A 7,399-nucleotide genomic window follows, 5' to 3' on the forward strand; every position below is an offset into this window, starting at 1 on the left:
TCAGCCTGACCACGCTGGATGATGAACTCAAACGCATCCTCGAACCGCGCGCCGCAGCGCCCAAGGCACGCCTGCGTGCGATCCGGGTGATGCGCGAAGCAGGCATTCCGGTGGGCGTGCTGTGTTCACCAATGATTCCGATGATCAACGACAGCGAAATCGAAAGCCTGCTCACCGAGGCTCACGCTGCCGGTGCGCAGAGCGCCGCGTACATGATGTTGCGCCTGCCGCTGGAAGTTGCGCCGCTGTTCGAGGAGTGGTTGCAGGCGCACTATCCGCAACGTGCCGCGCATGTGCTGAGTCTGATCCGTCAGAGTCGCGGCGGTGAACTCTACGACAGCCGATTCGGCGCGCGGATGCGTGGTGAGGGGCCGTTTGCCGACCTGCTCGCACAAAGATTTGCCAAGGCCATCAAAAAACTTGGCCTGAACAAACGCGAGGGCTATAACCTCGACTGCTCGGCCTTCTGTCCGCCGGGTCGCCAGATGTCGTTGATTTAGCGACAATTGGCTTTGGGTTGACGGGTTGGAATCCTTCCGCCGAAACACGCCAGTCACGTTTTTTGTGACCTGGAACACACGTTCTAGAGCGTTTCATTCAGTTTCAGTTAAGTTTCGGCGGCTACCTTGTTCATCGAGTGACTGACGGGTCGGGATGACCCGGATGGTTTAAACAGCCACTGGCTTCATACCGGAATACCGGGGAAGACTCCCTGAATCCGCACAAGAGGATGAATCATGAGTGACAAGGATAAACAGTCGTTGGCTGCCTCGGCGCAAAGCCCTGAAGCACAATCCGCCGATGCAGCACTGCGACAGATCGTTGATGGCTTTTTACGCTTTCATCATGATGTTTTTCCGCAGCAGGAAGAACTGTTCAAGAAGCTCGCCACCGCCCAGGCGCCCAAGGCGATGTTCATCACCTGCGCCGACTCGCGCATCGTTCCCGAGCTGATTACCCAGAGCTCGCCGGGCGATCTGTTCGTCACCCGTAACGTCGGCAATGTGGTGCCGCCCTACGGTCAGATGAACGGCGGCGTCTCCACCGCTATCGAGTACGCGGTACTGGCGCTGGGCGTGCAGCACATCATCATTTGCGGCCACTCCGATTGCGGCGCCATGCGCGCGGTACTCAACCCCGACAGCCTGGAAAAAATGCCGACGGTCAAAGCCTGGCTGCGCCACGCTGAAGTCGCGAAAACCATGGTGCACGACAACTGCAACTGCACCGACGAAAAAGACAGCATGCCGATCCTCACCGAGGAAAACGTCATCGCCCAACTGCAGCACTTGCGTACCCATCCTTCGGTAGCCTCGCGCATGGCGAACGGTCATCTGTTCATCCATGGCTGGGTCTACAACATCGAAACCAGCGAAATCAAAGCTTACGACGCGGACCAGGGTCGTTTCCTGCCTCTCGACGGCAGCCATCCGATTCCTGTGGCGACGCCCAAAGCGCGCTTCTAAATCTTCCCAACAATCTGTGTGGTATGACGCCGGCCGCTGATTCAGCGGCCCGGCCTCGCCACGCCTGAAGAAAACTTCGGGAGAATCGCCATGCGTGCGGCTCAATTGAAAGCTGTGTTGCCACGGGAGCTGCTGGCTTCCGTGGTTGTGTTTCTGGTCGCCCTGCCGCTGTGCATGGGTATCGCGATTGCCTCAGGGCTACCGCCGGCCAAAGGTCTGATCACCGGCATCATCGGCGGTCTGGTGGTCGGTTGGCTGGCGGGTTCGCCATTGCAGGTCAGCGGTCCGGCGGCGGGTCTGGCGGTGCTGGTTTTCGAACTGGTGCGCCAGCATGGCGTGGAGATGCTCGGGCCGATCCTGCTGCTCGCCGGATTTCTGCAACTGGTCGCCGGGCGCCTGAAGCTTGGCTGCTGGTTTCGCGTCACGGCGCCAGCGGTGGTCTACGGCATGCTCGCGGGCATTGGCGTGTTGATTGTGCTCTCGCAAATCCATGTGATGCTCGATGCCAAGCCGCAGCCTTCCGGGCTCGACAACCTCACGGCGTTCCCGGCGGCCGTAGCGCAAGCCTTGCCGTCGTTCGGCTGGCAGGCGGGTCTGCTCGGCTTGTCGACGATTGCGGTGATGTGGCTGTGGGAAAAATTCCGCCCGCATTCGCTGCGCTTCATTCCCGGCGCATTGCTCGGTGTGGGTCTGGCGACGGTGGCGAGCCTGATGCTGGCGTTGCAGGTCAAGCGCGTCGAGGTGCCGGCGAACCTGGCCGAAGCGATCGATTGGCTCAAGCCGGCAGACCTGATGAATCTGGCCGACCCGACACTGCTGATTGCCGCGTTCGCCGTGGCGTTTATCGCCAGTGCCGAAACCCTGCTATCCGCTGCGGCGGTGGATCGCATGCACAGCGGCGTGCGTTCGGACTTCGATCGTGAACTGTCGGCGCAAGGTGTCGGCAACATGCTCTGCGGTCTGGTCGGCGCGCTGCCGATGACCGGGGTGATCGTGCGCAGTTCGGCCAACGTTCAGGCTGGTGCGACCACACGCTACTCGACGATTTTCCATGGCCTGTGGCTGCTGGCATTCGTGCTGTTGCTGTCGAGCGTGCTGCAAAGCATTCCGGTGGCGAGTCTGGCGGGGGTGCTGGTGTATACCGGCTTCAAACTGGTCGACCTGAAAGCCTTCCGTGGTCTGGGTCGTTATGGACGCATGCCGATGTTCACCTATGCCGCGACGGCGCTGGCGATCATCTTCACTGATCTGCTCACTGGTGTGCTGATCGGTTTCGGCCTGACCATGTTGAAGCTGGCGTTCAAGGCTTCGCGCCTGAAGATCAGCCTGATCGACCTGCCGCAGGACGGCGAAATGGAGTTGCGTCTGGTTGGTGCAGCGACGTTCCTCAAAGTGCCGGCGCTGACGCAGGTGCTGGGCAGCATTCCCCACGGCACGACGGTGCATGTGCCGCTGAACAACCTGAGCTACATCGACCATTCGTGTCTCGAGTTGCTTGAGGAATGGGGCCGGGCGAATGCGGCGAAGGGGTCGAAGCTGTTGATCGAATCGCGCGGGTTGAAGCGACGGCTTGAGGGGCGGGTGCGGACCAATACCGGGATTGGTGCGGCGGGTTAGAAGTCGACCTCAAAACGCAAACCCTGTGGGAGCGAGCCTGCTCGCGAAAGCGGTGTATCAGCCAACAGAGATGTTGAATGATCGACCGCATTCGCGAGCAGGCTCGCTCCCACATTGCATCTATGGTGTATGAGGGTTACGCGGCAGGCTGATCCAGCTCAAGCCCCACACCCAACCGGCGGCTCATGCACGGCCAGCGTTTCCAGGCCGCGCCAGTGTCCGGGCTACTGAGTTTCTCGCGATAGGCTTCGACCGACTCCAAAGCAAAACTCTCTTCGTTGAGCATCTCGTCGATCGCGTGATGCACCACTTCGTCCAGTTGGTTGGCAAATTCCTCACCGATCAATTGGTGAGCAATCAGGTTGGCGACCGTCATGTCCAAGGGGATCAATGGCTGGCCGAAGTGCTTGATGTACAGGTCGTTGACCTCTTCGACAAAACGGTGTGCCAGATAGGCTTCGTCGAGCAGGCTGTCCAGGCCGACGTGCCCGGCCATGATCGCCGGCGGCTGGAGGAAATACTGCTCGGCGATTTTCAGCACCGGTTTGATCTGCGATTCGATTCCCGCTTCCCTGGCGACTTCATTGGCTGCATCCAGCAGGTCCGGTACTTCATCGATGTAGGCGGCAACAAAACGCGTCAGCACGCCTTGGGCGTCGGCTTCCGGCAACTGGATCGCCGGGTGCAGGTGAGGCAGCTTGCTTTCCAGCTGACGGGTCAGCAGGCCGGTGTCTTTTTCGTGCTGTTGGGCTTTTTGGATCTGCTCGCGCAATGCGGCGGTGTTCATGAAAACTCCAGGAAACAAGGCAATGAAATAGGGAAGACATAACTTAGCTGGCTTACGAAAAACGCTAAGACGCATTTGTCATAATTATTTCATCCTTGATGCAGCTGCGTTATATCCATTCGCCACCACTCGTCTGCATCCTTCTCCATTCGGGCACTTGAACGCAAGCGCCGGGTGTTTCAGCTCATTTACGTGCCCGGGTTGCAAATCCCGGGCGCTGTCTATACTCGCCAATGAATGGAGTTAGCTGATGACGCCCGACTGCACCCGCAGCAAGGCCCGGCGATTCAAGTTCGTAGTCTGATGCAGCCGCTCCCTTGCCGCAGGCGATACGCCGGCGGGATAACAAGAACGATAAGGGGAACCCGCAATGATGCGACATCCACATGTCTGGATGGGCCTCCTGTTGTGGTCGATTTTCAGCCCGGCCAACGCGGCATGGACTGTGAATATGGCGCCTGGAGCGACTGAAATCAGTCACGCAGTATTCGACCTGCACATGACCATTTTCTGGATCTGTGTGGTGATCGGGATCATCGTCTTCGGCGCCATGTTCTGGTCGATGATGGTGCACCGCCGCTCTACCGGCCAGGTCGCGGCCAAATTCCACGAAAGCACCGGCGTCGAGATCATGTGGACCATCGTGCCGCTGCTGATCCTGGTAGCCATGGCCGTGCCCGCCACCGCAACGCTGATCAAGATGTACGACACCAGCGAGCCGGACATCGATATCCAGATCACCGGTTATCAGTGGAAGTGGCACTACAAATACCTGGGCCAGGACGTCGAGTTCTTCAGCAACCTGGCCACCCCCGCCGAACAGATTCACAACAAAGAAGCCAAGGGCGAGCATTACTTGCTCGAAGTCGACAAGCCGCTGGTGCTGCCGATCGGCGCCAAGGTGCGCTTTCTGGTGACCTCGGCTGATGTCATTCACTCTTGGTGGGTGCCGGCATTTGCGGTCAAGCGCGATGCGATTCCCGGATTCGTCAACGAGGCCTGGACGCGTATCGACAAGCCCGGCCTCTACCGTGGCCAGTGCGCCGAATTGTGTGGCAAGGATCACGGCTTCATGCCGATCGTGGTCGAGGTCAAGGAACAGGCCGACTACGAAAAATGGCTCGCCGAGCGCAAGGCCGAAGCCGCACAGCTCAAAGAACTGACCAGCAAGGAATGGACCCTCGACGAGCTCAAGGAGCGCGGCGACAAGGTCTATCACACCACTTGCGTGGCCTGTCACCAGGCCGAAGGCCAGGGCCTGCCGCCGATGTTCCCGGCACTCAAGGGCTCGAAAATCGCCACCGGGCCGATCAAGGATCACCTGAGCATCGTCTACCACGGCAAACCCGGCACCGCCATGGCGGCGTTCGGCAAACAGCTGTCGGAAGTCGATATCGCAGCGGTCGTGACTTACGAACGTAACGCCTGGGGCAACAACAAGGGCGACATGGTCACGCCAAAAGAAGTGCTGGAGCTGAAACAGGCGGAAAGCAAATGAGCCGGTCAATTGCGTATTCAGTGAACCGGTCGGGGCAGCGAGCCCCGGCCTGCCCCGTCCACTTTCGTAAAGGAGACCGGCCATGAGCGCTGTCATCGATGACCACGGTCACGCCGACCACGCCCACGGCCCCGCCAAAGGCCTGATGCGCTGGGTGCTGACCACCAACCACAAGGACATCGGCACGCTGTACCTGTGGTTTGCCTTCTGCATGTTCCTGCTCGGCGGCTCGTTCGCCATGGTCATTCGCGCCGAGCTGTTCCAGCCCGGTCTGCAGATCGTCCAGCCGGAATTCTTCAACCAGATGACCACCATGCACGGTCTGGTCATGGTGTTCGGTGCGGTGATGCCGGCATTCGTCGGTCTCGCCAACTGGATGATTCCGTTGATGGTCGGCGCGCCGGACATGGCCCTGCCCCGGATGAACAACTTCAGCTTCTGGCTGTTGCCGGCGGCGTTTCTGCTGCTGGTCTCGACACTGTTCACCCCGGGTGGCGGACCGAATTTCGGCTGGACCTTTTATGCGCCGCTATCGACGACCTACGCACCGGAAAGCGTGACGTTCTTTATCTTCGCCATCCACTTGATGGGCATCAGTTCGATCATGGGCGCGATCAACGTGGTCGCGACCATCCTCAACCTGCGCGCCCCCGGCATGACCCTGATGAAAATGCCGCTGTTCGTCTGGACCTGGCTGATCACCGCGTTTCTGCTGATCGCAGTGATGCCGGTGCTCGCCGGCTGCGTGACGATGATGCTCATGGATATTCACTTCGGCACCAGTTTCTTCAGCGCTGCCGGCGGCGGTGACCCGGTGCTGTTCCAGCATGTGTTCTGGTTCTTCGGCCACCCCGAGGTGTACATCATGATCCTGCCGGCGTTCGGCGCGGTCAGCCAGATCATCCCGACCTTCGCGCGCAAGCCGCTGTTCGGCTACACCTCGATGGTCTACGCCACGGCGAGCATCGCGTTCCTGTCGTTCATCGTCTGGGCGCACCACATGTTCGTGGTCGGCATTCCGCTGGTGGGCGAATTGTTCTTCATGTACGCGACCATGCTGATCGCCGTGCCGACGGGTGTGAAAGTGTTCAACTGGGCGAGCACCATGTGGCAGGGCTCGATGACCTTCGAGACGCCGATGCTGTTTGCGGTGGCGTTCGTCATCCTGTTCTCGATTGGCGGTTTCTCCGGGCTGATGCTGGCGATCGCCCCGGCGGACTTCCAGTATCAGGACACCTACTTCGTGGTCGCGCACTTCCACTATGTGCTGGTGCCCGGGGCGATCTTCGGCATCTTCGCCTCGGCCTATTACTGGCTGCCGAAGTGGACCGGGCACATGTACGACGAAACCCTCGGCAAGCTGCACTTCTGGCTGTCGTTCGTCGGCATGAACCTGACCTTCTTCCCGATGCACTTCGTGGGTCTTGCGGGGATGCCACGGCGGATTCCGGACTACAACCTGCAGTTCGCCGATTTCAACATGGTCTCGTCGATCGGCGCATTCATGTTCGGCGCCACGCAGATTTTCTTCCTGTTCATCGTGATCAAGACCATCCGTGGCGGCGCACCGGCCCCGGCCAAACCGTGGGACGGTGCCGAAGGGCTGGAGTGGAGCGTGCCGTCGCCAGCGCCGTATCACACCTTCACCACGCCGCCGGAAGTGAAATGAACATGGAGTTCTTTGTGGGAGCGAGCCTGCTCGCGAAGAACGCTGACGCGGTGTGTCTGAAGCACCGCGGCGTCTGCTTCGCGAGCAGGCTCGCTCCCACAAGGGTTCATGTGGAGGCTGAAAATCATGGCTGACTCGATCTCGCTGAAGAAACTCGTCACCCGCCTGCTGCTGGTGGTGGTGGCGATGTTCGTCTTCGGTTTTGCTCTGGTGCCGATCTATGACGTGATGTGCAAAGCGTTCGGCATCAACGGCAAGACCGGCGGCCAGTACTCAGGCGAGCAAGTGGTCGACACCTCGCGCCAGGTGCGCGTGCAGTTTCTCTCGACCAACACCGCCGACATGCCGTGGGACTTTTACCC

The 7,399-nt window shown here is 60.0% G+C and carries 6 protein-coding genes and 1 pseudogene; 6 read left to right on the top strand and 1 reads right to left on the bottom strand.

The window, feature by feature from the left end; translation table 11 throughout:
- The 3 genes and pseudogenes from D6877_RS10435 to D6877_RS10445 all read left to right on the top strand — a co-directional run.
- Positions 1-500: pseudogene (locus D6877_RS10435) on the top strand (radical SAM protein); the annotation flags it as partial.
- 237 nt (positions 501-737) lie between these two features.
- Positions 738-1,466: a carbonic anhydrase gene (locus tag D6877_RS10440; protein ID WP_016772323.1), complete on the top strand. Its 729-nt coding sequence runs from the start codon at positions 738-740 to the stop codon at positions 1,464-1,466.
- 90 nt (positions 1,467-1,556) lie between these two features.
- On the top strand, positions 1,557-3,083 hold the full coding sequence (locus tag D6877_RS10445; RefSeq protein WP_016772324.1) for a SulP family inorganic anion transporter: 1,527 nt from the start codon (positions 1,557-1,559) through the stop codon (positions 3,081-3,083).
- Positions 3,084-3,219: 136 nt separating this feature from the next.
- Here D6877_RS10445 and D6877_RS10450 read toward each other — a convergent pair whose 3' ends face one another.
- Entirely contained in the window at positions 3,220-3,870 is a 651-nt protein-coding gene (locus D6877_RS10450; protein WP_130910702.1) for a hypothetical protein, read from the bottom strand.
- A 370-nt stretch (positions 3,871-4,240) separates the two neighbouring features.
- Between D6877_RS10450 and coxB the strand changes: the two genes are divergently transcribed.
- From coxB to D6877_RS10465, 3 genes are all read left to right on the top strand, one after another.
- A complete protein-coding gene (gene coxB / locus D6877_RS10455; RefSeq protein WP_016772326.1) occupies positions 4,241-5,368 on the top strand; it encodes a cytochrome c oxidase subunit II in 1,128 nt (375 codons plus the stop codon).
- 82 nt (positions 5,369-5,450) lie between these two features.
- The gene (gene ctaD / locus D6877_RS10460) at positions 5,451-7,037 is read left to right on the top strand and encodes a cytochrome c oxidase subunit I (RefSeq protein ID WP_016772327.1); all 1,587 of its coding nucleotides are present in this window, start codon (positions 5,451-5,453) and stop codon (positions 7,035-7,037) included.
- A gap of 126 nt (positions 7,038-7,163) precedes the next feature.
- Positions 7,164-7,399 (top strand): cytochrome c oxidase assembly protein (locus D6877_RS10465; protein ID WP_178083666.1); only part of this gene is annotated, 236 nt, incomplete at its 3' end.

The organism is Pseudomonas sp. Sample_9, from assembly GCF_004307535.1.
In the GTDB taxonomy this organism is placed as follows: Bacteria; Pseudomonadota; Gammaproteobacteria; order Pseudomonadales; family Pseudomonadaceae; genus Aquipseudomonas; species Aquipseudomonas mercuritolerans.

What these genes read in the sequence shown, in the direction of transcription:
- D6877_RS10440 (WP_016772323.1), top strand. Translation starts at nt 738, where the DNA reads ATGAGTGACAAGGATAAACAGTCGTTGGCTGCCTCGGCGCAAAGCCCT.
- D6877_RS10445 (WP_016772324.1), top strand. Translation starts at nt 1,557, where the DNA reads ATGCGTGCGGCTCAATTGAAAGCTGTGTTGCCACGGGAGCTGCTGGCT.
- D6877_RS10450 (WP_130910702.1), bottom strand. Translation starts at nt 3,870, where the DNA reads ATGAACACCGCCGCATTGCGCGAGCAGATCCAAAAAGCCCAACAGCAC.
- coxB (WP_016772326.1), top strand. Translation starts at nt 4,241, where the DNA reads ATGATGCGACATCCACATGTCTGGATGGGCCTCCTGTTGTGGTCGATT.
- ctaD (WP_016772327.1), top strand. Translation starts at nt 5,451, where the DNA reads ATGAGCGCTGTCATCGATGACCACGGTCACGCCGACCACGCCCACGGC.